Consider the following 24,415-nt stretch of genomic DNA (forward strand, 5'->3'; position numbering starts at 1 on the left):
ACGCGCGGAGAGGACCTGATGCAGCGGATTACGATCACCATCGAGGACGATCTTTTGGCCGAGATCGACGCGGCGGCGGAAGCGCGTGGCTACCAGAACCGCTCCGAGATTATCCGCGACCTCGCGCGCGCCGGCCTGCAGCAGAGCACCGAGGACACCGCACAGACCGGCCCCTGCGTCGCCGGCCTCGTCTACGTCTACGACCACGCCGCGCGTGATCTCTCGAAACGCCTGGTGCAGGAATTCCACGGCCACCACGACCTCGCGCTGGCCACCCTGCACGTCCATCTCGACGACAACAACTGCATGGAGATGACGGCGCTGCGCGGCGACGCCGGTGAGGTCAGGCATTTCGCCGACCACATCATCGCCGAACGCGGCGTCCGCTACGGCCGCGTGGTGATGATCCCGACGGGTGAAGGGAAGCAGGCGAAGGCGCGCAAGCACGGGCACCGGCACGAGTAGCTGGGAGCTTGTGTGCCCCGGACGCGCAGTGCAGCGCTTCCTCAGCGGTGCGCTGCAGAGCCGGGGCCCATCTCGCCACAAATTCCTGGGTCCCGGCTCAGCAGCGCGTCATTGCATGCCGCGCTGCGTCCGGGACACGAGAGTCAGGCCTCTTCCCGCGAGGGAAGAACCGATCACGCCGAGAGCAGATTCTGCAGCGCTTCGCCGTTGGGGACGCCGAGGCCAGAGCAGGCGTCCCAGCCGGGGCCGGCCTTGTACATGCCGTGCAGATCGCCGGTGATGTCATTGTTGCCGACCGTGATGTCGCGGAACACGCCTTGCGTGTGCGCGGCGTAGATCAACGGGTTGATGAAGCCGACGGTCTTGCCGAATTTCTTCGTCGTCGCCTCGTTGATGCGGGCGATCAACCCCGCCATCAGCGGCGCCACGGCACTTGTGCCGCCGATGGTGGTGCCGACGCCGTTGAGGAAGATCTGGTAGCCGGTCGCGGGATCGGCATCGCCGGCAACGTCGGGCACCCCGCGGCCATTGTGATGCGTCGGTGATTTCGGCACATGGGCCTGGGCCTGGTATTGCGGCCGCGGGAACACGACGCTGACACCGCCGCCGCCTGCGCCGCCCTGCGGCCCGCCGTTCCAGACCACTTCGTTGATATCGCCGTTCGGCGCCTTCAGATTGGTGCCGCCGCAGGCCAGTGCAAACGGGCTCGAGGCGGGGAAATCCGCGTGTGGCTTGCCGTCCCAGTCCGCGCCCATATCGGCCGAACCATTGTCGCCGGAGGCAACGCAGACGGTGACGCCCATCGCGGCGGCGTCGCGGATCGCCTCGTTCAGGCCGTCGAGGAATTGCTGCGAGCCTTCCTGGTCTTCCGGCCCGCCCCAGCTGATCGAGATCACCGAAGGTTTTCGCGCGGTGTCATGGACGGCGGCCTTGACCGCATCGATGAAGCCGTTGGTGGTGTTGGGCGCGAAATAGACCACGATCCTGGCGCCGGGCGCGATCGCACCGGCCACCTCGATGTCGAGCACGACCTCGCCGTCGGCGTCGGAATGGCCGGGTTTGTTGGCGCCGCCGTCAACGCTCGCGGGTGCGACCTTCGGCATCGGGATGCCCGCCCTCTTGAAGAAGGTGCGCAGGTCTGACGTTTTGTAGCCGGCGCCCGTGGGATGGCCCTTCTGGTCGATATCGTTGAGCTCGATGATGGCGATGCACTGGCCGGCGCCGGTCTCTCCGCCCGGGAAATTGTAGAGCTGGGCGATCTGATCGACCGAGAAGCTGCCGCCCTGCGCGGCGCGTGCGGCTGCGCCCTTCTGCGGCAGCTTGCGGCGGAAGTGGGGTTGCGCCACCGGCCGGTTGTCCAGCCCGTGCACGCCGACCACGATACCTGCGAGCGCCTCCGGGATCTGCACGCTGCCTTTGCGCATGCGATGGGTCGCGCCTTCGTATCTGACCTTGTTGAGCTTGACGCCGAAGGCCGCGCTCATGGCCTTCACCGTCCCGGTCAGCTTCACGGTGCGGGACGCCAGATGCACGCTCTTGACGTTGAGATCGTGGTGATGCGCGAAATCGTCGATCTTGGCGACGTCGGCGGGGTCCGCGCCCATCGCTGCGCCGAACTCGGCACGCGAGAGATACTGGCGCTCACGCGGCGGTTGCGCGCCGAGCGCCATCACCTGCTCATCGTCGGCCCGCTTCGCGCGCAGGCGAACGCTGATCTCGATTTCCTGCTTGGGGTCGGCCGCGCCGACGAGCTTGGCCCCCTTCGGCAATTTCCGTGCGCTGTTCGCCAGCGCCACGCGCGTGGTCGAGCTTGCCATGACTTCCTCCGTTTGTGATTGGAAGACAGATTGTCGCACCTCAACTATAGGTGTAATCTCAAGCGCAAATTGGTTCAGGCATTTGAGCGATATTTTTTCAGGAAACCTCTTGTTTGGCAGAGGCAACATCCGACTGGCTCAGATCGGCACGGAATCGGTCAATATTCACGACCATTCGGCGACAAGGATTTCGATTTAAAATTGCAACCGTTGGCTTGTCTGGCCGACCAACGGAAGACGCTTGTCAGAATCAGACGTCTGAAAATCAATTTGGCGGAGACAATGCGATGCGTGCTGACCGCAAATGGGTTGAGAGAAATCTCGGTTTTGATCCGATCACGACGCCGCCCCCTCCCGACACCTTCGTGGTGAAACGCGTGGCCAAGGGCGCGGTGAAGAGATCCGCGAAGGTCACGACCGAAGACTTTCGGCGCGAGATCATCGATTTCGATTCCGAGTCGAGCGAGGGCCGCGAGTTCATGGCCTTCTCGACCTCGACCGGGCTGTCGCGCTTCACCGACATTGCCTGGCCGAAAGGGCTGGCGCCGCAAACCGGGCCGAAGCCGAAGGGCAACGGCAAGGGACCGCTGCCGCGCGCCGACGTGCTGGTCGTGACCTGGACCGTCGACGAGGGCCACGCCCTCAGCCGCGTGCTGACGCCGGGCAAGGACTCCCGCAACGATTACGTACCCTATACGCATAATTACGCGGCCATCTCCAAGAAGATGCGCAACGGCTGTCCGGCCAAGGAGCTGAAACGGCTCGGGACCTACTGGACCACCACGATCGGCAAGAAGAAGGTCGTGATCTTCAAATCCGATTCGCACATGTCGCAGGACGGCCCGCAGCTGCCGAACATCGACGTCTGGCGCCAGATCATCACCGAGGTGCAGCCGACGCTCGTCATCACCACGGGCACGGCCGGCGGCATCGGCAGGGAGTTCGAGGTCGGCGACGTCGTCGTCAGCCCGATCGTTCGCTTCGACTGCCTGTCGAAGTTCAAGAAGCAGCCGTTCGCGCAGGAGCATTTTTCCAGCAGATCCGCCGTGACGAAGAAGTTCGCGCAGGCCAAGACGCTGTTCAAGGCCAATGCCGGGCAATTGCCGAAGGACAATACAAGGGCGCCGAAGATCTTCGTCGTGAAGCCGAGCGGCCTGTCCTCCTCCGTGGTCACCACCGACTTCTTCGGCTTCGACACCTCGGACGACCACTTCCATCTCCAGGGGCTCGGCGACGTCTCCGAGATGGGCGATGCCATCCTTGGCCTGGTCGCGCAGGAGATGGGCGATAACGCGCCGCGTTGGCTAGCGATCCGCAACGTTTCCGATCCGCAGATCAAGGCCGAAGGCACCTTGCAGCAGCAGGAGCAGATCGCAGCCCAGATCTACAAGGGGTTCGGCCGCTGGAGCACGGTCTGTAGCGCCATCACCTGCTGGGCCAGCATCGCGGCGGAGCCTTGAGCCGAGCGATCCCGTCGGCGCAGACGACAAAGGACGGACGATCAATCAGGGAGAGGGGAACGGCCATGGCGCAGATCACGATCAACGGCATCACGATCGATCCTTCGGCTCCGCACGCGGAGCGCGCGGCGCTGTCGCTGGATCATGCGAATGCGAAGGATTCCGACTACATCATCGTGCAGACCAACCAGCCGCTCAACGCCGAGCGCAGAGGGCAGCTCGCCAAGGCCGGCGCCGAGATCCTGGAAGCCGTCCCGGGCAGCGCCGTCATCTGTCACTTTCCGGCGACCGGGCTCGACAAGGTGCGGAAACTGCCGTTCGTGGCATGGGCAGACCTCTACCCTGGCGTCGTGAAGATCGCGCCGGCACTGCGCAACCTCGACACCCAACCGGGAGGCGTCGCCGCGGCGCGCGCGCTTGCGGCAAGGCCGGCGGCGCTCGACCGTACCAGCGTGACCGTCGACGTCATGCTCCACCGCAATGTCGGCGTGAAGGCCGCCGCAAAGAAGATCGCGGAAGCGGCGCATGTGCAGCTCGACGACGTCGTCCCGGGCACGACCAAGGTGCGTGTGACGCTGAAGATGCGCCGTCTTGCCGACGTCGCGGCGCTCGACGAGGTACGCAGCGTCGAGAAGGTCTTTCCACGCAAGCTGCTCAACAACATCGCGCGGGGCATTCTTCGCGTTCCCGCGGCGACGCCGAGCAATGGCGGCGAAGGCGCGGGCGAGATCATCGCGATCGCCGATACCGGTTTCGACAAGGGATCGACCACGAACACGCACCCGGCCTTCAAGGGGCGCGTCAAGAAGCTCTACGCGCTCGGGCGGCCCGGGCGCAAAGACGATCCTGATGGTCACGGCACCCATGTCGCGGGTTCTGCCCTCGGCGACGGCGTATCGAAAAGCGACGGGCCGATCCGCGGCACGGCGCCCGGCGCCAAGCTGGTTCTGCAATCCGTGCTCGACAGCGGCGGCAATCTCGGCGGCCTGCCCGACAGCCTCGATGCGCTGTTCGGTCCGCCCTACAAGACGGACAAGGCGCGAATCCATTCCAACTCCTGGGGCAGCGTCGGAAATTTCGGCGTGTACGACTCCCAGGCCAACGAGCTCGACACGTTCGTCTACGCGCACCGCGACATGCTGATCTGCTTCGCCGCCGGAAATGAAGGCAGCGACAAGGATGGCAATGGCCAGGTCGACCCCAACTCCGTGACGCCGCCAGGGACGGCGAAGAACTGCCTCACCATCGGCGCCTGCGAGAACAATCGTCCCAACGAGGCCATGACCTACGGCAGGGCATGGCCAGACGATTTTCCGGCCACGCCGATCAGCTCCGATCGTGTGGCCAACAATCCCGAAGGGATGGTGGCGTTCAGCAGCCGCGGACCCACCAACGACGAACGCATCAAGCCCGACGTCGTGGCGCCGGGATCCTTCATTCTGTCAACCCGATCCCGCGCCACGAAATCGAAGGGATGGAAGCTCTCGCAAGACCCGCTCTACATGTTCGAGGGCGGCACCAGCATGGCGACGCCGCTGGTGGCCGGGTCCGTCGCGGTGATCCGGGCGTTCCTGAGGAAAAGCCAGGGACTGAAATCGCCGAGCGCCGCATTGCTCAAGGCGCTCATCATCAACGGAGCGCGCAGTCTTGCCGGGCAATACCATCCGTCGGAGGCGGGGTCCGTCGCGAACAACAGCCAGGGCTTCGGCCGGGTCGACGTTCAGGCCGTGGTGGGCCCCCATGCCGCGAACGAAGAGCTGCAGTTCTTCGACGAGAAGAAGAAGCTGGACGCCGGCGACCGCGAAGACCGCACGGTCACGATACCGGCGGGAAGCAGCCGCCTGAAGGTCACGCTGGTCTGGACCGATCCGCCCGGCGAAGGCTTGCAAAGCGACCTCGATCTCGTCGTGGTGGCCAACAAGCAGGAACGTCATGGCAATATGCCGGCCGGCTCGAAGGACTTCGACCGCCGGAACAATGTCGAGCAGGTCATCTTCGAAAACCTGCCGCCCGGCGAAGCGGTGATATCGGTCATCGCTCATTCCATCGCCGTCGCGCCGCAGAACTACGCCCTCGTCATCAGGGTGAGCTAGAGCGTCTTCAAGCGAACTGGGACTGCCTGCTCGCGTGAAGAAAGCGCGTCAAGACGAGCGCCTTGAACTGCCGTTCTGATTGAATCAGAACCAAGGCTCCGGGCGCGGCAATCTGTCCCGGAAGGCTCGGCCTCTTGTCGAACCTTCCGGGCATGTCTACCTCTCGCGGGTGGTTTTTCTGAGAGGTACTTCGATGCTGGATGCCGCCGTCAAGGCGCTGTCGCAATTGATCTCGCCGCCGATGCGCTCGATCCTGTGGCGTTCGATCGGGCTCGCACTGGTCCTGATCATCGTGCTGGCGATCGGCTTGCAGCGGCTGCTGAGCTGGTTTGCGACCTATGGCGAGGTCTGGCTGGAAGGCCTGCTCGGGCCGAGCTGGCATTCCTCGCTCGAGGTCCTCGCCTGGATCGTCTCGATTGCGGCGGGCCTCGGCGTCGTGTTCGGCGGCGTGTTCCTGATGCCTGCGATCACCTCGCTGGTGGCGAGCCTGTTCGTCGACGACGTCGCCGACATCGTCGAGCGCGAGCACTATCCCGCCGAGCGGCCGGGCGCTGCGCTGCCGTTCAGCCAGGCGATCTCCGAGGGCGTCAAGACCGCGCTCCTGACGATCGTGGTCTATCTGGTGGCGTTGCCGCTGGTCCTGTTCGCCGGTGCCGGATTTCTGATCTTCTTCGTCGCCGCCGCCTGGCTGCTCGGGCGCGAATATTTCGAGCTCGCCGCGATGCGCTTCCGCTCGCCGGAGGAAGCCAAGGCGATGCGGCGCGACAATGCTGCGACCATCTTCACCGCCGGCCTTTTCATTGCGGCCTTCGTCTCGATCCCGATCGTCAATCTGGCGACGCCGATCTTCGGCATGGCGTTCATGGTCCACATGCACAAGCGCCTGTCCGGCCCGCGGCCCGAACTGATCGAGCCGGCGCGGCAGATGCGGTGAGACCTCTCGGTTCACCTCTTAGTTCACCTGCGCCCCGCATTTGCGCAGCAGCATCTTGGCGAAACCGAACGGTGCCGGCGTGAACGGGCCCGGGCGCGCCCGGGTGATCAGCGCGACGACCCCGAGCGCGGCGATCGCGAGCCAGAAGCACAGCCAGAAGCCGTCGATATAGGCGAGCACATTGGCCTCGCGCTGCACCAGGCCCGCGAGCGTGCCGACCGCGCGCGCCTGCGCCATGCCGGTGCCATGGACCGCGAAGTAATCGGCGAGTTGCTTGAGCCTACCCACCAGGTCGGCATCGCCGACCATAAGGTTCTGGCCGAGATAGAAGGAATGGACCTGCTCGCGCACGCGCAGCCACGTTCCCATCAGCGCGATGCCGATCTCGGCGCCGCCGAGCCGCATGATCTGGATGTAGGCGGCAAAGGAGGTGGCGCGGCTCGGATCGGCGTTCGACAGCAGTGTGATGATGATCGGCAGCAGGAGCAGCGACTGCCCGATCGCCTGGAGCAGCACGATGCCGATGAAGTCCTCGCGCGCCCAGACATGGCTGAGCTGCGTGCCCCAGAGATTGGCCGCGGCAAAGCAGGCAAAGCCCAGCACCACGATGAACCGCGTATCGAAATGGCGCAGCAGCCAGATCGAGATCGGCACCAGCACGAACATCGGCAGCGCGCCATAGGTGAGCAGCAACATCCCGCTCTGCTCCGGCCGGAGCAGAACGACATTGCCGAGGAAGTTCGGCACCAGCGACGAGTTCGAGAGACTGGTCAGCGTGTAGAGCAGGATCAGGACCAGCCCCAATCCGACATTGCGCGAGAACAGCACGTTGACATGCGCCCAGGGCTGTCGCACCAGCGACTCGTTGACGAGGAAGCCTGCGAACAGCACCACACCGCTGACGAGCAGCGCTATCACCGTGCCGGAACCCAGCCAGTCCAGGCGATTGCCCTGGTCGAGGCCGGCATAGATCATCGAGACCGCGGCGCCGAGCAGCAGCATGCCGCCCCAATCGGCCTCGCGCAGCAGCGTGCGGTTCACCGGCTCGCTCGGCGTGCCCAGATAAACCATCAGGCCCATCAAGGGCGCGATCACGACGCTCTGCCAGTACAGCCATTGCCAGCCGAGATGGTCGACATAGAAGCCGACCAGGGAGCTCGAGGTGTCCAGCGCAAAGCCGACCCGGATCGAATAGAGCGAGATCGCTGGCACCCACCATCGGATCGGCAGGTTTCGTAACACGATCATGAGCGTCGCAGGCACGAAGGTGCCGAGCAGCAGGCCATGCACGACGCTGAGCGCGAGCAGCGTCGGATAATCGTGCACGAAGGGAATGATCAACGACACCGCGGCGTAGACGAGGCTCGGAATGCCGAGCACGCGGCGCAGGCCGAACGCCGTCGCAAGCCACGCCACCGCCGGCGCAATCAGGATCTGCGAGCCGATGCCGGCGGTCGAAAGCCAGGCGCCCTCATCGAACGAGAGCGAGAACGCACCGCGCAGGTCCGGCAGGCCGACCGTGGTCAGCCGGCTGTCGAAATTGGCGAGGAACGAGCCGAGCAGCACCGCCGCCACGGCAAACAAGGGCTGCGGCGCGATGCCGCCGCGCGAGAGAGGTCCGTGGCCGGCATCGTCATTTTCCGCCATTCGCGGCCTGCGTATCGATGCTGGTGACGACCGACATGCCCGGCACCAGCCGCGCCAGCAGCGGCTGGTTGTCGTCGAACTGGATGCGCACGGGAATGCGCTGCACGACCTTGGTGAAATTGCCGGTCGCATTGTCCGGCGGCAGCAGGGCCACTTGCGCGCCGGTCGCGGGCGCAATGCGCTCGACCCTGCCGCGCAGCTTCTCGCGCGGGAAGCCATCGACGGTGATCTCGACCGGTTGGCCCGGCGCGACATGAGTGAGCTGGGTCTCCTTGTAGTTCGCGATCACATAGACCTTCGGCAGCGGCACCACGTTGATGAGGTTGGTGCCGATGTTGACGTAGTCGCCGGGCTGCACCTGGCGCTCGCCGACGACGCCGTCGAACGGCGCGGTGATCCTGGTATAGCCGAGCTTCAGCTTCGCGCTCGCCAGCGTCGCCTTCGCCGCCGCGACATCGGCGGCGCGCTGCTTCTTGGTGCCCTGCAGAACTTCGAGTTGATGCTGCTGCGCGGCGATGACGGCGCGACTGGCACGCACGTCGGCCTGCGCCTTCGCATAGCCCGCGACGGCCTGTTCCAGCCGCTGCCGCGTGCCGGCTTCCGTCTGCGTCAGCGATTTCTGGCGATCCTGCTCCTGCCGGGCCTCGACTTCCAACGCTTCCGCGGACAGCTGCGCGGCCTGCGCCTGCGCGATGGTCGCATATTGCAGCTCGATCTGGTTGCTCAGATTGTCGAGCACGGCCTGCGCGGCGGCGACAGCGGCCTCGGACTGCGCGACCTGGGCCTCGTAGTCGGCGGGATCGATCTGGATCAGGAGATCGCCGGCCTTGACGCGCTGGAAGTCGGTCACGCCGACGGTCAGCACTTCGCCGGAGACGCGGCTTGCAAGCCGCGTCAGATCGGAGCGCACATAGGCGTCGTTGGTGGTCTGGACCACGGCGTTGCCGACCCATTCGTCAAAGCGCAGCGTCGCCAGTGCGACGAACGCGAGCGCGACGATGACGGCGAACAGCGGGATCGCGAGCCGACTCCACAGCGAGCTGGCTGGCGGCTGCGTTGGCTTGGGCGGCGCGGTTGGAGCGGGAGGAGCGGCGGCAGGTGGCGGTGCGATCTGTTCTTGTTGACTCACGGATGACCCCAAACCACTTGTTCAAACACAAATCTCACCATCGTCATTCCGGGATGGTCCGAAGGACCAGACCCGGATTGACGGAGGCCGCCACCTCAGACCGACTTCTCCGGCCATCGGCAGAGATCGTTGATCAGGCAAACCTCGCAGCGCGGCTTGCGCGCGAGGCAAGTATAGCGGCCATGCAGAATCAGCCAATGATGGGCGTGCAGCATGAACTCGGCCGGGATCACCTTTTCGAGACCAAGCTCGACTTCGAGCGGCGTCTTGCCCGGCGCGAGCCCGGTGCGGTTGCCGACGCGGAACACATGCGTGTCCACCGCCATGGTGTGCTCGCCGAAGGCCATGTTGAGCACCACGTTGGCAGTCTTGCGGCCAGCACCGGGCAGCGACTCGATCTCGGCGCGCGTGCGCGGCACCTCGCCGCCGAATTCGCTGAGCACCTTTGCCGACAGCGCAATCACGTTCCTGGCCTTGGTGCGATAGAGGCCGATGGTCTTGATGTACTCGCGCAAGCGTTCCTCGCCGAGGTCGAGCATCTTCTGCGGCGTGTCGGCGATCTCGAACAATGCGCGCGTCGCCTTGTTGACCCCGGCATCGGTGGCCTGTGCCGACAGCACCACCGCGACCAGCAGCGTGAACGGATTGACGTGCTCGAGCTCGCCTTTCGGCTCTGGGTTGGCCTTGCGGAAACGGCTGAAGACCTCGTGGATCTCGGCCGGCGTCCAAGGTTTGATGGACTTGGGTCTCGTAGCCTTGAGCGATTTCCTGGCGGGAGCCTTCGGCTTCGCAACTATCGCCTTTGCCTCTTTCTTCGGCACGGACGCTTTGCGCGGCGCCGGCTTGCGGGTGATTTTCGCCATGATCGGGATATACTGAGGGACGATGAGCACAGGCAACGAAATTGAGCGCGAAAGCGAAGTGCAGATCTTCTCCGCACTGCTGACACCGCACCGCTCACTGAACCGCACCGGCTTCCTCGCCGTGATGCTGTTCCTGAGCGCGGTGAGCTTTGCCACCGGACTCGCCTTCCTGATGAAGGGCGCCTGGCCGGTGCTCGGCTTTTTCGGCCTCGACGTGCTCGTCGTCTGGTGGGCCTTCAAGGCCAATTTCCGCACCGCGCAGGCGCGCGAGGAGATTTCGGTCACGGTGTCCGAGCTGCGGGTGCGGCGCGTCAGTCATCGCGGCCAGGTCGCCGAATGGACGTTCAATCCGCTCTGGGTTCGCCTCGATATGGAGATCGACGAGGATTTTGGCATCGAGCATCTCTATCTGATCTCGCGCGGCCACCAGATCCAGATCGCCCGCTTCCTCGGTCCGGACGAAAAGGCAAGCTTTTACAAAGGCTTGGTTGAAGCCCTGAACGCCGCCAAGCGCGGCCCGACCTACAACCCGATCTCCTGACTCCGGATCGGAAATCGGGTGGTTTCGGCCCGGCGCCACGCCTACATTTCCACGCATGATGACACTCGCCATAAATGACCAGCGCCTGGCCAAGCCGGGCTCCCAGAACGCCGCGTTGCGCGATTACGATTCCGTGCGCCGGGCGATCGCGTTCATCTCGGAGAACTGGCGCACCCAGCCGGCCATCGAAGCGATGGCGGATGCGGCGGGCGTCACCCCGGATGAGCTGCACCATCTGTTCCGCCGCTGGGCCTCGATCACGCCGAAGGCGTTCATGCAGGCGCTGACGCTCGATCACGCCAAGGCACTGTTGCGGGACTCCGCGAGCATTCTCGATGCCGCGCTCGACTCGGGTCTTTCAGGACCGGGCCGGCTGCACGATCTGTTCGTCACCCATGAAGCGATGTCGCCCGGCGAATGGAAGAACGGCGGCGCAGGTCTGACGCTGCGCTACGGCTTCCATCCCTCGCCCTTCGGCACGGCGATCGTGATCGCGACCGACCGCGGCCTGTCAGGCCTTGCGTTCGCCGATCCCGGTGAGGAGAAGGTCGCGCTCGCCGACATGACGCGGCGATGGCGCAACGCAACTTACGTCGAGGATCACGAAGGCACCGCACCGCTCGCACAGCGCATCTTCGACACCAAGCTGTGGCGGCCGGACCAGCCGTTGCGCGTCGTCATGATCGGCACCGATTTCGAGGTGCGGGTGTGGGAGACGCTGCTGAAGATCCCGATGGGTCGCGCGGTGTCCTATTCCGACATCGCCTGCAACATCAACAGCCCGAAGGCCTCACGCGCCGTCGGCGCTGCGGTCGGCAAGAACCCGATCTCGTTCGTCGTGCCCTGCCACCGCGCGCTCGGCAAGAGCGGCACGCTCACCGGCTATCACTGGGGCATCACCCGCAAGCAGGCGATGCTGGGCTGGGAAGCCGGGCAGCTGGGGATGCAGTAGACGAGCTGCCGTAGGGTGGGCAAAGGCGCATTGCGCCGTGCCCACCATTCTTCCCCAATCGTCGATGCATGGTGGGCACGCTGCGCTTTGCCCACCTTCCGGCTCTGCCGTCTGCGGCGAAGACTAGCCCGCCAGATCCAGCTTCGAGGCCACCGTCGAATCCGCGTTGAGCCGGTAGATGATCGGCGCGCCGGTCGCGAGCTCGCGCTTCAAAATGCCTTCGGGCGAGAGCTTCTCCAGCACCATGATCAGCGCGCGTAGCGAGTTGCCGTGGGCGGCGACCAGCGTGCGCTTGCCGTTGAGCACGCCGGGCAGGATCTCCTGCACGTAATAGGGCAGCGCGCGCGCCAGCGTATCCTTCAGGCTTTCGCCGCCGGGCGGCGGCACGTCGTAGGAGCGGCGCCAGATCAGTACCTGGTCCTCGCCCCATTTCTTGCGGGCGTCGTCCTTGTTGAGGCCGGAGAGATCGCCATAGTCGCGCTCGTTCAGCGCGAGGTCCTTGGAGGTCGGCAGGCCCTTCTGACCGAGCTCGCCGAGAATGAGATCGAGCGTGTGCTGCGCGCGCGTCAAGACCGAAGTGTAGGCCACGTCGAACACGAGGCCCTGCGCCTTCAGCTTGCGGCCGGCTTCCGTGGCTTCCTTCACGCCGAGCTCGGTGAGATCAGGATCCTTCCAGCCCGTGAACAGGTTCTTCAGATTCCACTCGCTCTGACCGTGGCGCACGAGCACGAGGAGACGTTCGCTCATTGACTGCTTTCCATTGAGGTTATTGTTGAGGAATGATCTTGGCGGAAAGCCGCTTCACATCTTGCGCTGACGCGGCCCTTCGGGTCCGGCTCATGCTCCAGCTCGCTCAGAGGTCCGCGAGACCGAGCACGTCGGCCATGGAGTAGTGCCCCGGCTTCTTGCCATGCGCCCACAGCGCCGCCTTGAGCGCGCCGTGCGCGAACAGCATGCGGTCTTCGGCGAGATGCGACAGCGTCAGGCGTTCGAACGGACCGAGGAAGGTCACGCTGTGCTCGCCGGCGACGGTGCCGCCGCGCAAGGAGGCAAAGCCGATGTCGCCCGGCTTGCGAGCGCCGGTGATGCCGTCGCGGCCGCGGTCCGAATGCTCATCGAGCGAGATGCCGCGGCCGGCGGCAGCGGCCTGGCCCAGCATCAGCGCAGTGCCCGAGGGCGCGTCGATCTTCATGCGGTGGTGGGTTTCCACGACCTCGATGTCGAAGTTCTCGTCGAGTGCCTTGGCGACGCGCTTGACCACCGCGGCGAGCAGATTGACGCCCAGGCTCATATTGCCCGACTGCACCACGACCGCACGGTTGGTGACGCTCTTGATCACGGCGTTGTCGGAGGCCGACAGTCCGGTGGTGCCGATGACGTGCACGATGCCGCGCTCGGCCGCGATCGCGACATTCGCGATGGTCGCGGCCGGCACGGTGAAATCCAGGATGCCGTCGGCGTCCTTCGACATCGCCCAGAGGTCGGCCGAGAGTTTGATGCCGTTGGCCGGCAGGCCCGCGAGCACGCCGGCATCCTTGCCGAGCAGCTCCGAGCCGGGCGCCTCCAGGGCTCCCGCCAGCACCGCGCCTTCGGTGTCGGCAATCGCTCGCGCCAGCGCCCGGCCCATCCGGCCGCCTGCTCCAGCAACAATCAAACGCATATCGGACATGGTTCACCCTCTCCACGCCCTATAGCGGGAGCGGGCCGTTCCGGCAACCGATCAGGCCTTCAAAAGGCCCGTGGCGCGGGTCTCCCCGAGCACAGGCGCAACGCTAGAGCATGAGCTCCAGGTCTTTCCTGAGCACGATCTGGCCATCGCGCTCGACAACGTAAGTGGCCTTGTAGGAGCCGCGTTCCCACCCCCCGGAAGGCCGCTTCTTCCCCGCAAAGAGCATGAATTGCGCCTTGTTGGCCTGAAGTGGTGCAGAGCGATTCTCCGCGATGACGTTGTCGAGGGGATCCTTGATGACCAGCCATTGCGCATCGCCCGCCTTCAGCCCGATAGCCCGCACGAACGCGACGATCGCCATCGAACCGGCGGACGGTTTTTGGCTCTCGGCACTGCCGTCCTCGATGAGTTCCATCGTGACTGGCCCCGTCGTAAAGCCCGCATTGAGGATGGCTCGTTCCTGGTACTCGAGTTTCTGGCGGAGGGCAGCAAGCCAGAGCGATTGACCGCCCTCGCAAGACTCGGGGCGAACGCCGTACGCAAAGGGATCGACCACCGCGCCGTTGTGCCTCACGGTGAAATGCAGGTGAGGATACTCCGTGAGGCCGGAGAGACCAACACGGCCGATCGGCTGTCCGAGGTCGACCTTGTCTCCAGGCTTGACCAACACACTGCCGGCGGCGAGGTGGCAGTACTGGGTTTCCCACTGCTCCGGATGTTCGATGACGACGCCATTGCCACATTCGGCCTCGCGCACCGCTTCGCGTCCCGATTTTGTGAAAGCGCCGTCCGGAGCGTCATTGCGCGTACGCAGAATACGGCCGCCCGCCGCCGCGCGCACATCCACGCCGGCCTTTTGCACTGCCAGTGAGGGCAAACGAAAATCGGTGCCGTTGTGGTCGTCATATGTCAGCGTGCCGCATTTGTAATCTCGCGCCGACCGCGACGGATCGAGATCCGTGTAATTCTGGATGTAGCAGGTACGGCCAGGCTCGCAGGCAACCGGCAGCGCCAATTGAATGCTCTGGGCATGGGCAGGGAAGCCGGCCCCGGCCAATGCCAGGGCAGCGAACGCCTGGTAGAGGAAACCTGCGCAGCCCATGCGCCTCGACATCGCGGAGACCCCCGTACTCAGTCAGGCGAATGCTTGCCGGCGGTCCGCAAGCTCATCGGACCCTCTTCGTCCAATCGACCGTCGGAGGCCGGCCGGCTCACCCAGTTCTCGCGCCTGCCAGCGCCAAAAGGCGACTGGGTGAGATGATACAGAAGAAAGAACTCCGACTGTCGGTTGATCCCCAGTTTGAGCATGATCCTCTTGGTGTAGGTTCGCACCGTTGCCTCAGTCAGCCCAAGCTCGGCTCCAATATCGCGAGGGCACTGGAATTGAAGAATCCGGGCGACGATTCTTTCCTCGGCCCAGTTCAACCCGAAGGCAGATGCGATGCAGTGCGCGCCCTGCACGTCATCGAATTGCGGCACGACGATGAGGGCCTGTCCCAGCTTGTCATGGGTTGGAACAGCGCCGATCTTGGCGAAGGCGAATTGCTGACGATCCGTCGAGAGCGGTACCGTAGTGTTGAACCATCCATGAGTCCCGCTCTCGATGAGCACTTTCCCGATTGCCCCCCGCAAGCTCTCGGTCACGGAAGCGCATGAGCCGGCGAGCCGGCCTCCTTCCATCCTGAGCAGCTCGCGCTTGGCAAGCAGCACGCGTCCACCACGATTGACTGCGTAAATGTGCAGGCCATGGTCCACGACGATGGCGGGAAAGGTCAGCTCTTCGAGCCAGAGTTGCGCATCGACCTGCCCCGGCGCTTGCCGGGCGAGTGAATGAGCAGCCTTCCATAACGGGCGCACGGTATGCGCCAAACCGGGAATCTCCGATGCCGCAAGCGCGGCCGGTCGCCATCCGGCCACGAATACGACCGTGGTTCGCTCATCGGAAGCAAACCTGCCAATGACCGAATGACTCTTTACCGGGGGTTCCGCGCCGATCAACTTGCGGACGAAGGAGGTCCGGGAATTGATCGGCTCGAGCGAGGCGATGTCCTCGGCGGTGCCCTTGCGCGCAAAGCGCTCAACCATCGTCGCGCATGACGGATCGGCAGGAGCGTCTCCGATTCTGGCTTCTTCCAGCCCGGAGGCGGATAGCACGGCTACGTAGCAGCTCCGGCAACCGAGCAATTCCGCCATGGCCTTCGCGAAATATTCCATTGCGGCCTGTTGCGGGCGCGGCTCCGGACAAGACCCTGGCGGACCGCATCCGTCATTGCCTTGCTTCGAGGCGCGCTCGACGCAATCGGAACGAAAATCATCCTGTGCGGAAGGTAGTGCCTTACTGCACTCATGCACGGTCGCCTCCCTCATAGGCCGGCCCACCCCTTACCAGCGCTTAATTCTCCCTGAACGCACGGTTGATCCGTAACGTCATTGGCTGCAAAAGATATTCCGCAAAGGTTCGTTCCCCCGTCTCGACAAATATCTCGACAGGCATTCCAGGCATCAATGTGGGGATGTAGGAGGCCGTCGGCGCGTTGGGGTCGAGCTCAACCTCGGCCAAATAGGAGCTGTCGCCGGAACGGGTGTCGGTCAGTGCGTCTGCCGCAACGCCGACCACCCTTCCCTCGAGCATCGGCCGGCGGCGAATGTTCAGCGCGTGAACCCGCACACGCGCCATCTGTCCGACATAGACCTCTTCCCGATCGGCAGGCTTCAATGTCGCCTCGATGACAAGCCGATCTTGCGTCGGAACGATTTCCAAAAGGGTTTCCCGAGGTCCAAGCACGGCATTGAGGTCCCTGCTGTTGAGGCCGACGATCCTTCCACTTTCCGGGGCACGCAATTCAGACCGGACAAGCTGGGCACGCAACGCGGCAATTCGATGTCTGAGGTCGCCGATCTCTTCGCTCGTCGCATGCCGCTGTTTGGCGATGTCCTGATTTTGGTTGAACCCCAGCTGCCGGCGTCTGTCCTGCAACTCCGCGATCTTGCCCTGCATCTCCGAGATTGACGCGGCATTGCGATCGACCTGTCCGGTGGCCTCGGCTTCGGCCCGTTGCAAGGCCAGCAAGCGTGGTTTCCGGGCGAGGCCTTTTGCGAGGAGATAACTCGTGTCGGCGATCTCTTCCCGCAACAGCTTGAGTTGCTGTTCAAGTCCTTGGGTGTTGCTCTGCAGGCCGCGGATGGTGTCCGCGTTTTGCAGCATCTGTTGATCGATCACCTTGCGCTCGTTCTCAATCGCGGCCAGTCGCGCGGCAAATTCGGCTTCCTGGGTTTGAATGGCGATACGTGCGGAGAGACGCGTCGCACTTTCCCGCAATTCGTCCGGAAACCGGATTGACTTCGCACCGTCTTGCTCCGCCGCCAGCCGGGCCTCCATCGCCAGGTCAGCAAAGAACTTCGTTTCGAGGGAACCAAGGGTCCCTTCGATCTGCGCGGTGTCGAGCCGTGCGATGAGTTGACCGGCTTCGACGTGATCGTTCTCCCGGACATAGATCGATCTGATGATTCCGCCTTCCAGATGTTGCACCGCCTTGCGCTTCGAATGGACCTTGATGAATCCTGGTGCCACGACGGCGCCGCGGAGCGGAACCGTGGTTGCCCACAAGCCGAAGCCACAAAATTGCAAGACGAGCAGTACACAGCCCCATGCGATGATCCGTCGCATGTCGGATCGCGGTTGCTCCGTCCGCCACGTCTTCGACCGGCCGGTAACAGGCGCTGACATCGCGGAGGCATGACCAGTCTGCGTCATGGAATGACCCTCCTGCCTGGCAGCCTCTGAGGCTCGACATTGCGAGGGAGCCCTGCCGAAGCCGGTACCGGTGCCGGCCGCTGGGCGCGAAGAACGTCATATGGCGGTCCGAAGGCGACCTGGTTGCCGTCCCTCAACAGCAGCACGGCATCGGCGATGGTCAACAGCCGCGGCCTGTGGGTGACGATCACCGACGCTGCGCCGCGCGCCTTGGCCGATTGAATGGCGGAGCACAACGCTTCTTCACCATCAGGGTCGAGATTGGCATTGGGCTCATCCAGCAGGATCAGTTTGCGATTGCCGAAGAAGGCGCGTGCAAGACCAATGCGCTGACGCTGGCCACCGGAAAGTCTGCAGCCGTCGCGGCCGATCTCGGTCTGGTAGCCGGCCGGAAGGGACAGGATCATCTCATGCGCCTGCGCGAGCATGGCCGCGGCGACGATGGCCTCGTCCCGCGCGTATTCGTCGAACCCGGCAATGGCTTCAGCCACCGTTCCATCCAGGAGCTGCACGTCCTGGGGGAGATAGCCGACGAATTGCCCAAGCTGGTCGGGATCCCAGGTATGGAGTGGAGCGTGGTCCAACCGGATCGTTCCGCTGGTCGGCCGCTCGAGGCCCGCCATCAAGCGCAGCAATGTGGATTTTCCGGCGCCGGTCGGTCCGATCACGACGACAAGCTCGGACGGACGGCATCGAAAGGATATGCCCGCGAGAATGGGACGCTGCGTCCCGCCAATCCGGAATGTCACCCGCTCGACCTGGAGGATGCCGGCTGGCGGCGGCAGCAACGTCTTCCGCGGACGCGCAAGAACCGGCATCGCGGCGTTGCAGACTTGCGTCCACGCGTCCTGCGCAGATGCCAGCGCGCGCCAGGCCGACACCAACCCTTCCATGGGCTGCAACGTGCGCGCTATCAGGATCGAGCTCGCGATCAGACTGCCGGAGAGCACCTCGTTCTGGAGCACGAGCCACGCACCGCATCCGATCGCGGCAATCTGCAGGATGGTCCTGACCATTCGCGCGGCGGCGCTAATCGTGTAGATGCGTTCGCTGGCCCGCACCACCGGAGACAGGGCTTCGTCATTGAGGCTCATGAACGCGCGGATGGCGCCCCGGGTCCAGCCCATCGCCCGCACCACGCTGGAGTGCCGGACGATTCCATCGAGCAACGCCTGCGTCTTCAACGCGGCCTGCGAAGCCTGCGCAATTTCCCCGCGCGCGATCCAGTGGCTTGCAACACCCATCGCCAGCAGGACCCCTACCCCGATCAGGGCTATGACGCCATACCAAGGGTGCAGGAAGAACAGGATGAGGATGAACACCGGGAGGAATGGAGCATCGATCAGCGATGTGACCGTTCCGCTCGACAGGAAAGTTCTCAACTCGCGAAGCTTGACCAGATCGTGCTGCCGGCCGTCGCCCGGCGCCGCGCCGGTGATGCTGCCTTCAAGGATGATCGGAGCGAGGCAGTGCTCGAACCCGACCGCGAACCGGCTCAACAGGCGGTTACGAAACGTGTCGAAGGCGGCGCTGAAGGCGAGAGCACCGACGGCGATGACGGTGAGGCCGACAAGCGTCTCGACGCTTCCGCTGCTGAGCACGCGGTCGAACACCTCGATGGAATAGAAAGGTACGACCAGCAGCAGCAGGTTTACGGACACGCTGAAACAGACGATCCACACCAATGCGAATCGTCCCGGAATCAAGGCCACCAGCAATCTCTGACCAGATGCTGGGATCACACCACGGTTACGCGCATACATCACTTGCCGGCACTATCACTGACTGAAATGAGGGCGGGGCGTCGTGACAGCCGCCCCGCCGGTACGCACTAGACAACGTCAACGGCCGTATAACCGGCGGCAGTGTTGATGTCGTCGATCGACTCGAACGGTGTCGCGCCGCCCGTGATGCCATCGAGCTGGATGGCGCCGAAGCCGAAATCGAGCACGGTGTTGGTGCCGTCGTCGTCCACTACCACCGTAGCCGGGTCAAAGCCTGGCGGAGCGTCGACAACAACGGCATCGCCATCGGCAAAGCTGAGATCGGTGATTTCATCGTTGCCGAAGTTCGTGGCTGTGTTGTCGCCGAAATTGTGGGTATCGGTACCAGCGCCGCCCGTCAGCACATCATCGCCGAGTCCACCGTTGAGGGTGTCGGCGCCATTGCCGCCGTCCAACTCGTCATCGCCGTTACCGCCGTTGAGGGTGTCATTGCCGGCGCCGCCCGACAGGATGTCAGCCCCAGCCTCGCCGTTCAGGACATCGGTGCCGTCGCCGCCATCGAGCGTGTCATCTCCGGCGTCGCCGTCGAGCGTGTCGTTGCCGGTTCCGCCGCTCATTTCGTCATCACCGGCGCCGCCGCTCATGGCATCGTTGCCCGCGCCGCCGGCCATCTCGTCGTCTCCGGCATCGCCGAACATCGTATCGTTACCGGCGCCGCCGTCCATGATGTCGTCGCCCGCGTCGCCGTGCATGGTGTCGTTGCCATCGCCACCGTTGAGCGTATCGGCGCCCAAACCGCCGTTCAGGATGTCGTCACCGGTACCGCCGTTCAGCAGGTCATTGCCAAGTCCGCCATTCAGCGTGTCGTTGCCGGCATCGCCGTTCAGAATGTCATCTCCGAATCCACCGTTGAGTAGGTCGTTACCGTCGCCGCCATTCAAGACGTCATCGCCGGCGTCGCCGCTCAACGTATCGTCGCCGGCGTCGCCCCACAGGGTGTCGGCACCCGCGCCGCCATGAATGTCATCATTGCCGTCGCCGCCGTGGATGCCGTCGTCGCCGGCGTCACCAAAGAGCTGATCAGCGCCGGTTCCGCCATCAATGGTGTCGTCGCCTTGGTCGCCATGGATGATGTCGGCGCCGGCATTTCCGTTCAGCGTGTCGTCGCCCGCGCCGCCGTTGATCGTGTCGTCGCCGGCGCCACCGGTGATCGTATCGATACCGGCATTTCCATCAAGGGTGTCGTTGCCGGCACCGCCATCAATGGAATCATTGCCCGCGCCGCCGCTTACGTCATCATTGCCGTCCAGGCCAGTAATGGTGTCGTTGCCTTGAAGGCCAAAGATCTGATCGTCTACATTCGTGCCAGGCAACACATCGTCGCCTGCTGTTCCGATGATCAGTGCCATGATGTCCGCTCCCTTTGCATGGAAATGCGCGACGCGGGTCGCATTGCGGCCCGTCATGAACGTCGCAGATTCCGGGTTTGGCTTGATGCCCATCACCGATTGATGTGGGCTCCGATCAAGCAACCTTGGATGAAAGGAGAGCGGTGCAGCAATCCCCATTTGGGGACAAAAGAATACGGCAAGCTGGTGGACCCAATGACGGCCACAGTCTTCGTCTCAGGCGCGAACGTCACTCACGCGTTCAAGCGAATGAGTCCGTCAAGCTGATGCAAGGTGATGTCGGCGTGAGTGCGAGCGGAGACGTCTGCGACGCTCTCCCGATCGCGTGCGATGATCGCACGCGCGTGCTGTCCGCGAGAGCCGATAATGCTCGCGTCAATCCAGGATCGGTTCTCGCGGAAAATCCGTCTTCAGGGCTGCGGGCCGTCATAGCCCTCGATGATGATGAGGTCGGCGATCGAGTGCGGCTGGCGCACCTTGATGTTGGCCTGATATTCCGGCGAGTTGTAGCAGGCGATCGCGGTCTCGTAGTCGGGAAATTCAATCACGACGTTGCGGGTGCGGCTTTGGCCTTCGACGGTGGTGAACTTGCCGGCGCGAACGACGAAGCGGCCACCCCATTTGTTGAAGATCGGACCGTTGGCGACGGCATAGGGCTTGTAGCCCTCGTCGCTGCTCACATCCACGCGCCCGATCCAGTAGCCCTTTGCCATTGTTCTTCTCCCTGTTTGCTGGTCTCTATCTAAGCATGATCCGACCGGAAAACCGCTGCACGCTTTTTCCGAATCATGCGCCGAGCGCCTGCGCGATCTCGGCCTGGATGGCTTCCGCGATCGCCTTGGGGTCGGTGGCTTCCACCACCGGCCGCCCGACGACGAGATAATCGGCGCCCGCCGCAATTGCGCGGCCCGGCGTCATGATGCGTTTCTGGTCGCCCGTCGCAGAACCCGCCGGGCGGATGCCGGGCGTGACGAGATGCATCTGGTGGCCGACGATCTTGCGCAAGGCGCCGACCTCCTCGGGCGAGGACACCAGCCCGTCGACGCCAAGCACCTGTGCCTGCTGCGCGCGCGCTTCGACCAGCTCGGAGACGCTGAGCCGATAGCCGGCCGCGTGCAGATCGTCGTCGTTGTAGGACGTCAGCACCGTGACGGCGAGAATCTTCAGACTCGCGCTGCCGCGGCCTTCGACCGCGCCCTTCATGGTCTGCGGGTAGGCGTGCACGGTGAGGAAAGTCGCGCCCAGCCTGGCGACACTCTCGACACCGCGCGTCACCGTGTTGCCGATGTCGTGCATCTTGAGATCGGCGAACACCTTCTTGCCCTTGTCGGCGAGCTTGCCGATCAGCGGCAGGCCGCCAGCATAAGCGAGCTGATAGCCGATCTTGTAGAAGGTGACGCTGTCGCCGAGCCTTGCGATCATCGCCTCCGCGGCGTCAACGCTGGGCAGGTCGAGCGCTACGATCAGGCGGTCCTTCGGGGCGATCTCGGCTGGCGTCATGTCACCTCACATCATGCGTTGGGAAATGTCGATCAATTGCCGCACCAGCTCCTTCAACGCGGCGATGTCGCCCTCGTTCTTCAGCCTGTCCATATCGTCATAGGCCTGGTCGGCAAAGGCGAGCGTGAGCTGGCTGGCAATCACATTGGCGTGGCAGGAGGTCAGGATCAGCCGCAGCGCCTGGAGTGCACGGGCCGCGCCGAGCCGGCTCTGCGAGGCGCCGGCGAGCGCGAAGGCGCGGTTGCGAAACACGTCGCCGCGCGTCTCGTGCAGCTCATGTACGCGGCTGACCCAGTCGATCGCGTTCTTGAGCAGCGGCGGCACCGAGGCGTTGTATTCGGGCGAAACGAACAGCACGCCATGATGCGCGCCGATCATGCGCTTGAGATTGATCGCGTGCTTGGGCACGCCCGACTTGGCCTGGAGATCGCCGTCGTAGATCGGCAGCGGAAAATCGGCGAGCGAGACGCGGGTGACGTCGACGCCGGCCTGGGCGAATTCATAGGCGGCGACTGCCGCCAGCTTCGCATTGTGCGAGCCGGTACGCAGCGAGCCGGGAATGATCAGGATTTTGGGTGCGGACATCCGCTTCCATGCGTTCGGCGAAACGAGCCCGCCGTGCAAAGGGGAATGCCGGCGGAATTAGTCCTTGCGATACACCCAGACGCGGGCCGGCGGAAGGTTCATCCAGATCCGTTCCGAGGCCTCTGTGGACACGCCGGGTAGCGATTTCGGGATCGGCGGCACCACGGCATAGGTGAACTGCACGAAGGGCGCGCCCGGCGTCAGCGCCGCGAAGGCGTCGCGGACCAGCCGGAGCCGCGTCAGCATCGGTTTTGTCACGAGCGGCAGGCCGGAGACGACCGCGGAGGCCGGCGCGCTGAGCACGTTCCAGAGCGTGTCGCGCAGGCGATAGGCATCGCCCTGCACCACCTTGGCTTGCGGATAGCGGTCGCGCAGCAAGGCGCAGAAGCCGGGATTGTATTCGACGAGGACGAGGCGCTTCTGGTCGACGCCGCGCTCGACCAGGGCCGAGGTGATGGCGCCGGTGCCGGGCCCGAGCTCGACCACGGGTGCGTCCGAATTAATGTCGACGTAATGCGCCATGGTCCGGGCGAGCAGCTTGCCCGACGGCATCACTGCACCCATGTGCAGCGGCTTTTCGATCCACGATCTGAGAAAACGCACCTCGTCGTCGAGACGAGGCTTCTTCAACGCACGCGCGGACGATGGCAATGGCATGTCTGGACCGGACGGGACCGCAGGACCGCGGCGTGTCAGAAAATGGTCATAAACAGGTATAGGCCGAAGGCGGTACGGTCAAGACGAGTCAGGTCGCCCTATTGCTGAAGAGATCCTTGACCTTGGCGAAGAAGCCGACGGATTCAGGCTGGGTATTGCCGGAGGAGAGCTTCTCGAATTCCGCCAGCAATTCCTGCTGCTTCTTGGTGAGATTCTGCGGAGTCTCGACGGCGACCTGGACATACATGTCGCCCATCTGGCGCGAGCGCAGCACCGGCATGCCTTTTGATGCAATGCGGAATCGGCGGCCCGACTGGGTTCCGGCCGGCACCTTCACCTTGGTTTTGCCGCTGTCGATGGTCGGCACCTCGAATTCGCCGCCGAGGGCGGCCGTCACCATCGAGATCGGTACCCGGCAGTGCAAATCGGCGCCGTCGCGCTGGAAGAGCTGGTGCTGGGCCAGCGACAGGAAGATGTAGAGGTCGCCGGGCGGGCCGCCGCGAACCCCGGCCTCGCCCTCGCCGGCGAGCCTGATCCGGGTGCCGTCCTCGACCCCCGGGGGAATGTTGACCGACAGCGTCCGCTCGCGGGTGACCCGGCCCTCGCCGGAGCAGGACGGGCAGGCATCCTCGATCATCTGGCCGCGGCCCTGGCAGCTCGGACAGGTGCGTTCCAGCGTGAAGAAGCCCTGCGACTGCCGCACCCGGCCGGCGCCGCCGCAGCTCGAGCAGGTCTTCGGCTTGGTGCCGGCCTTGGCGCCGATGCCCGAGCAGGCCTCGCAGGTGACCGAGACCGGAATCTCGATCTGCGCGGTCTTGCCGCCAAAGGCTTCCTCGAGCGTGATTTCCATGTTGTAGCGCAGGTCGGCGCCACGCTCGCGGCCGCCGCGGCCGCGCTGCCCGGCCATGCCGAACAGGTCTTCGAAGATGTCGGAGAAGGAGGAGGCGAAGCCCGCACCGAAACCGGCGCCGCCGCCGGGGCCGCCCTGCTCGAAGGCCGCATGGCCGAAGCGGTCATAGGCCGCGCGCTTGTCCTTGTCCTTGAGGACCTCGTAGGCCTCGTTGATTTCCTTGAACTTGACTTCGCTGGTGTCGTCCCCGGGATTGCGGTCCGGGTGGAATTTCATCGCAAGCTTGCGGAAGGACGATTTCAGCACGGTATCGTCGGCTGAGCGTTCGACTTCGAGGGTTTCGTAATAGCAGCGCTTGGTGGACAT

At 64.4% G+C, this 24,415-nt stretch carries 22 protein-coding genes; 6 read left to right on the plus strand and 16 right to left on the minus strand.

The window, feature by feature from the left end:
• Positions 1-18 precede the first annotated feature (18 nt).
• On the plus strand, positions 19-465 hold the full coding sequence (nikR, locus tag AB7008_RS00850) for a nickel-responsive transcriptional regulator NikR (protein ID WP_028148816.1): 447 nt from the start codon (positions 19-21) through the stop codon (positions 463-465).
• Positions 466-638: 173 nt separating this feature from the next.
• Here nikR and AB7008_RS00855 read toward each other — a convergent pair whose 3' ends face one another.
• On the minus strand, positions 639-2,282 hold the full coding sequence (locus AB7008_RS00855; RefSeq protein ID WP_441258282.1) for a S53 family peptidase: 1,644 nt from the start codon (positions 2,280-2,282) through the stop codon (positions 639-641).
• A gap of 287 nt (positions 2,283-2,569) precedes the next feature.
• Between AB7008_RS00855 and AB7008_RS00860 the strand changes: the two genes are divergently transcribed.
• The 3 genes from AB7008_RS00860 (at position 2,570) to AB7008_RS00870 (ending at position 6,769) form a co-directional block, all read left to right on the plus strand.
• Complete coding sequence (locus AB7008_RS00860) at positions 2,570-3,742, plus strand: phosphorylase family protein (RefSeq protein WP_441258283.1); 1,173 nt, start codon at positions 2,570-2,572, stop codon at positions 3,740-3,742.
• A gap of 65 nt (positions 3,743-3,807) precedes the next feature.
• On the plus strand, positions 3,808-5,835 hold the full coding sequence (locus AB7008_RS00865) for a S8 family serine peptidase (RefSeq protein ID WP_441258284.1): 2,028 nt from the start codon (positions 3,808-3,810) through the stop codon (positions 5,833-5,835).
• A 193-nt stretch (positions 5,836-6,028) separates the two neighbouring features.
• Positions 6,029-6,769 carry a sulfate transporter family protein gene (locus tag AB7008_RS00870; protein ID WP_041957241.1) on the plus strand — a complete coding sequence of 247 codons (741 nt, stop codon included), beginning with the start codon at positions 6,029-6,031 and terminating at the stop codon, positions 6,767-6,769.
• 18 nt (positions 6,770-6,787) lie between these two features.
• On the opposite strand, the gene AB7008_RS00875 is transcribed toward AB7008_RS00870, so the two are convergent.
• The 3 genes from AB7008_RS00875 to nth all read right to left on the minus strand — a co-directional run bounded on the left by AB7008_RS00875 (position 6,788) and on the right by nth (position 10,408).
• Positions 6,788-8,416, minus strand: a complete 1,629-nt coding sequence (locus AB7008_RS00875) for an MFS transporter (protein WP_441258285.1) — start codon at positions 8,414-8,416, stop codon at positions 6,788-6,790.
• A complete protein-coding gene (locus AB7008_RS00880) occupies positions 8,403-9,545 on the minus strand; it encodes an HlyD family secretion protein (protein WP_248880787.1) in 1,143 nt (380 codons plus the stop codon). Before AB7008_RS00880 ends, AB7008_RS00875 begins: the two co-directional genes overlap by 14 nt.
• Positions 9,546-9,640: 95 nt before the next feature.
• Positions 9,641-10,408 (minus strand): endonuclease III, encoded by a 768-nt coding sequence (gene nth, locus AB7008_RS00885; protein WP_441258286.1) that lies wholly within the window; start codon positions 10,406-10,408, stop codon positions 9,641-9,643.
• A gap of 22 nt (positions 10,409-10,430) precedes the next feature.
• Here nth and AB7008_RS00890 point away from each other — a divergent pair, with 22 nt between their 5' ends.
• Both AB7008_RS00890 and AB7008_RS00895 read left to right on the plus strand, forming a co-directional pair.
• The gene (locus AB7008_RS00890) at positions 10,431-10,949 is read left to right on the plus strand and encodes a DUF2244 domain-containing protein (protein WP_441258287.1); all 519 of its coding nucleotides are present in this window, start codon (positions 10,431-10,433) and stop codon (positions 10,947-10,949) included.
• A 55-nt stretch (positions 10,950-11,004) separates the two neighbouring features.
• The gene (locus tag AB7008_RS00895; RefSeq protein WP_304492233.1) at positions 11,005-11,901 is read left to right on the plus strand and encodes a bifunctional helix-turn-helix domain-containing protein/methylated-DNA--[protein]-cysteine S-methyltransferase; all 897 of its coding nucleotides are present in this window, start codon (positions 11,005-11,007) and stop codon (positions 11,899-11,901) included.
• A gap of 123 nt (positions 11,902-12,024) precedes the next feature.
• Here the strand turns inward: AB7008_RS00895 and AB7008_RS00900 are convergent, their stop codons facing one another.
• From AB7008_RS00900 to dnaJ, 12 genes are all read right to left on the minus strand, one after another.
• A complete protein-coding gene (locus tag AB7008_RS00900) occupies positions 12,025-12,648 on the minus strand; it encodes a 2,3-bisphosphoglycerate-dependent phosphoglycerate mutase (protein WP_304492234.1) in 624 nt (207 codons plus the stop codon).
• Positions 12,649-12,754: 106 nt separating this feature from the next.
• Positions 12,755-13,570: a 4-hydroxy-tetrahydrodipicolinate reductase gene (gene dapB, locus AB7008_RS00905; RefSeq protein WP_028155498.1), complete on the minus strand. Its 816-nt coding sequence runs from the start codon at positions 13,568-13,570 to the stop codon at positions 12,755-12,757.
• A gap of 103 nt (positions 13,571-13,673) precedes the next feature.
• Entirely contained in the window at positions 13,674-14,684 is a 1,011-nt protein-coding gene (locus AB7008_RS00910) for a M23 family metallopeptidase (protein ID WP_441258288.1), read from the minus strand.
• A gap of 17 nt (positions 14,685-14,701) precedes the next feature.
• Positions 14,702-15,784 carry a helix-turn-helix transcriptional regulator gene (locus AB7008_RS00915; protein WP_028155500.1) on the minus strand — a complete coding sequence of 361 codons (1,083 nt, stop codon included), beginning with the start codon at positions 15,782-15,784 and terminating at the stop codon, positions 14,702-14,704.
• A 178-nt stretch (positions 15,785-15,962) separates the two neighbouring features.
• Positions 15,963-17,237, minus strand: coding sequence for an HlyD family type I secretion periplasmic adaptor subunit (locus AB7008_RS00920; protein ID WP_441258289.1), 1,275 nt, complete (start codon positions 17,235-17,237; stop codon positions 15,963-15,965).
• Positions 17,238-17,320: 83 nt separating this feature from the next.
• Positions 17,321-19,036 (minus strand): type I secretion system permease/ATPase, encoded by a 1,716-nt coding sequence (locus AB7008_RS00925; RefSeq protein ID WP_441258290.1) that lies wholly within the window; start codon positions 19,034-19,036, stop codon positions 17,321-17,323.
• A 119-nt stretch (positions 19,037-19,155) separates the two neighbouring features.
• Complete coding sequence (locus tag AB7008_RS00930; protein ID WP_304494303.1) at positions 19,156-20,550, minus strand: calcium-binding protein; 1,395 nt, start codon at positions 20,548-20,550, stop codon at positions 19,156-19,158.
• Positions 20,551-20,867: 317 nt separating this feature from the next.
• Positions 20,868-21,170, minus strand: coding sequence for a DUF1330 domain-containing protein (locus AB7008_RS00935; protein WP_441258291.1), 303 nt, complete (start codon positions 21,168-21,170; stop codon positions 20,868-20,870).
• A gap of 73 nt (positions 21,171-21,243) precedes the next feature.
• Entirely contained in the window at positions 21,244-21,957 is a 714-nt protein-coding gene (pyrF, locus tag AB7008_RS00940) for an orotidine-5'-phosphate decarboxylase (protein WP_028155504.1), read from the minus strand.
• A gap of 6 nt (positions 21,958-21,963) precedes the next feature.
• Positions 21,964-22,542, minus strand: coding sequence for an NADPH-dependent FMN reductase (locus AB7008_RS00945; protein ID WP_014490838.1), 579 nt, complete (start codon positions 22,540-22,542; stop codon positions 21,964-21,966).
• Between the two features lie 57 nt (positions 22,543-22,599).
• Positions 22,600-23,199 (minus strand): class I SAM-dependent methyltransferase, encoded by a 600-nt coding sequence (locus tag AB7008_RS00950; protein WP_028155506.1) that lies wholly within the window; start codon positions 23,197-23,199, stop codon positions 22,600-22,602.
• An 88-nt stretch (positions 23,200-23,287) separates the two neighbouring features.
• Positions 23,288-24,415, minus strand: coding sequence for a molecular chaperone DnaJ (gene dnaJ / locus AB7008_RS00955; protein ID WP_441258292.1), 1,128 nt, complete (start codon positions 24,413-24,415; stop codon positions 23,288-23,290).

Origin of the sequence: Bradyrhizobium sp. 521_C7_N1_3 (assembly GCF_052075975.1) — a bacterium.
Classification (GTDB): domain Bacteria; phylum Pseudomonadota; class Alphaproteobacteria; order Rhizobiales; family Xanthobacteraceae; genus Bradyrhizobium; species Bradyrhizobium japonicum.

What these genes read in the sequence shown, in the direction of transcription:
- nikR (WP_028148816.1), top strand. Translation starts at nt 19, where the DNA reads ATGCAGCGGATTACGATCACCATCGAGGACGATCTTTTGGCCGAGATC.
- AB7008_RS00855 (WP_441258282.1), bottom strand. Translation starts at nt 2,282, where the DNA reads ATGGCAAGCTCGACCACGCGCGTGGCGCTGGCGAACAGCGCACGGAAA.
- AB7008_RS00860 (WP_441258283.1), top strand. Translation starts at nt 2,570, where the DNA reads ATGCGTGCTGACCGCAAATGGGTTGAGAGAAATCTCGGTTTTGATCCG.
- AB7008_RS00865 (WP_441258284.1), top strand. Translation starts at nt 3,808, where the DNA reads ATGGCGCAGATCACGATCAACGGCATCACGATCGATCCTTCGGCTCCG.
- AB7008_RS00870 (WP_041957241.1), top strand. Translation starts at nt 6,029, where the DNA reads ATGCTGGATGCCGCCGTCAAGGCGCTGTCGCAATTGATCTCGCCGCCG.
- AB7008_RS00875 (WP_441258285.1), bottom strand. Translation starts at nt 8,416, where the DNA reads ATGGCGGAAAATGACGATGCCGGCCACGGACCTCTCTCGCGCGGCGGC.
- nth (WP_441258286.1), bottom strand. Translation starts at nt 10,408, where the DNA reads ATGGCGAAAATCACCCGCAAGCCGGCGCCGCGCAAAGCGTCCGTGCCG.
- AB7008_RS00890 (WP_441258287.1), top strand. Translation starts at nt 10,431, where the DNA reads ATGAGCACAGGCAACGAAATTGAGCGCGAAAGCGAAGTGCAGATCTTC.
- AB7008_RS00895 (WP_304492233.1), top strand. Translation starts at nt 11,005, where the DNA reads ATGATGACACTCGCCATAAATGACCAGCGCCTGGCCAAGCCGGGCTCC.
- AB7008_RS00900 (WP_304492234.1), bottom strand. Translation starts at nt 12,648, where the DNA reads ATGAGCGAACGTCTCCTCGTGCTCGTGCGCCACGGTCAGAGCGAGTGG.
- dapB (WP_028155498.1), bottom strand. Translation starts at nt 13,570, where the DNA reads ATGTCCGATATGCGTTTGATTGTTGCTGGAGCAGGCGGCCGGATGGGC.
- AB7008_RS00910 (WP_441258288.1), bottom strand. Translation starts at nt 14,684, where the DNA reads ATGTCGAGGCGCATGGGCTGCGCAGGTTTCCTCTACCAGGCGTTCGCT.
- AB7008_RS00915 (WP_028155500.1), bottom strand. Translation starts at nt 15,784, where the DNA reads ATGGAATATTTCGCGAAGGCCATGGCGGAATTGCTCGGTTGCCGGAGC.
- AB7008_RS00920 (WP_441258289.1), bottom strand. Translation starts at nt 17,237, where the DNA reads ATGCGACGGATCATCGCATGGGGCTGTGTACTGCTCGTCTTGCAATTT.
- AB7008_RS00930 (WP_304494303.1), bottom strand. Translation starts at nt 20,550, where the DNA reads ATGGGCATCAAGCCAAACCCGGAATCTGCGACGTTCATGACGGGCCGC.
- AB7008_RS00935 (WP_441258291.1), bottom strand. Translation starts at nt 21,170, where the DNA reads ATGGCAAAGGGCTACTGGATCGGGCGCGTGGATGTGAGCAGCGACGAG.
- pyrF (WP_028155504.1), bottom strand. Translation starts at nt 21,957, where the DNA reads ATGACGCCAGCCGAGATCGCCCCGAAGGACCGCCTGATCGTAGCGCTC.
- AB7008_RS00945 (WP_014490838.1), bottom strand. Translation starts at nt 22,542, where the DNA reads ATGTCCGCACCCAAAATCCTGATCATTCCCGGCTCGCTGCGTACCGGC.
- AB7008_RS00950 (WP_028155506.1), bottom strand. Translation starts at nt 23,199, where the DNA reads ATGCCATTGCCATCGTCCGCGCGTGCGTTGAAGAAGCCTCGTCTCGAC.
- dnaJ (WP_441258292.1), bottom strand. Translation starts at nt 24,415, where the DNA reads ATGTCCACCAAGCGCTGCTATTACGAAACCCTCGAAGTCGAACGCTCA.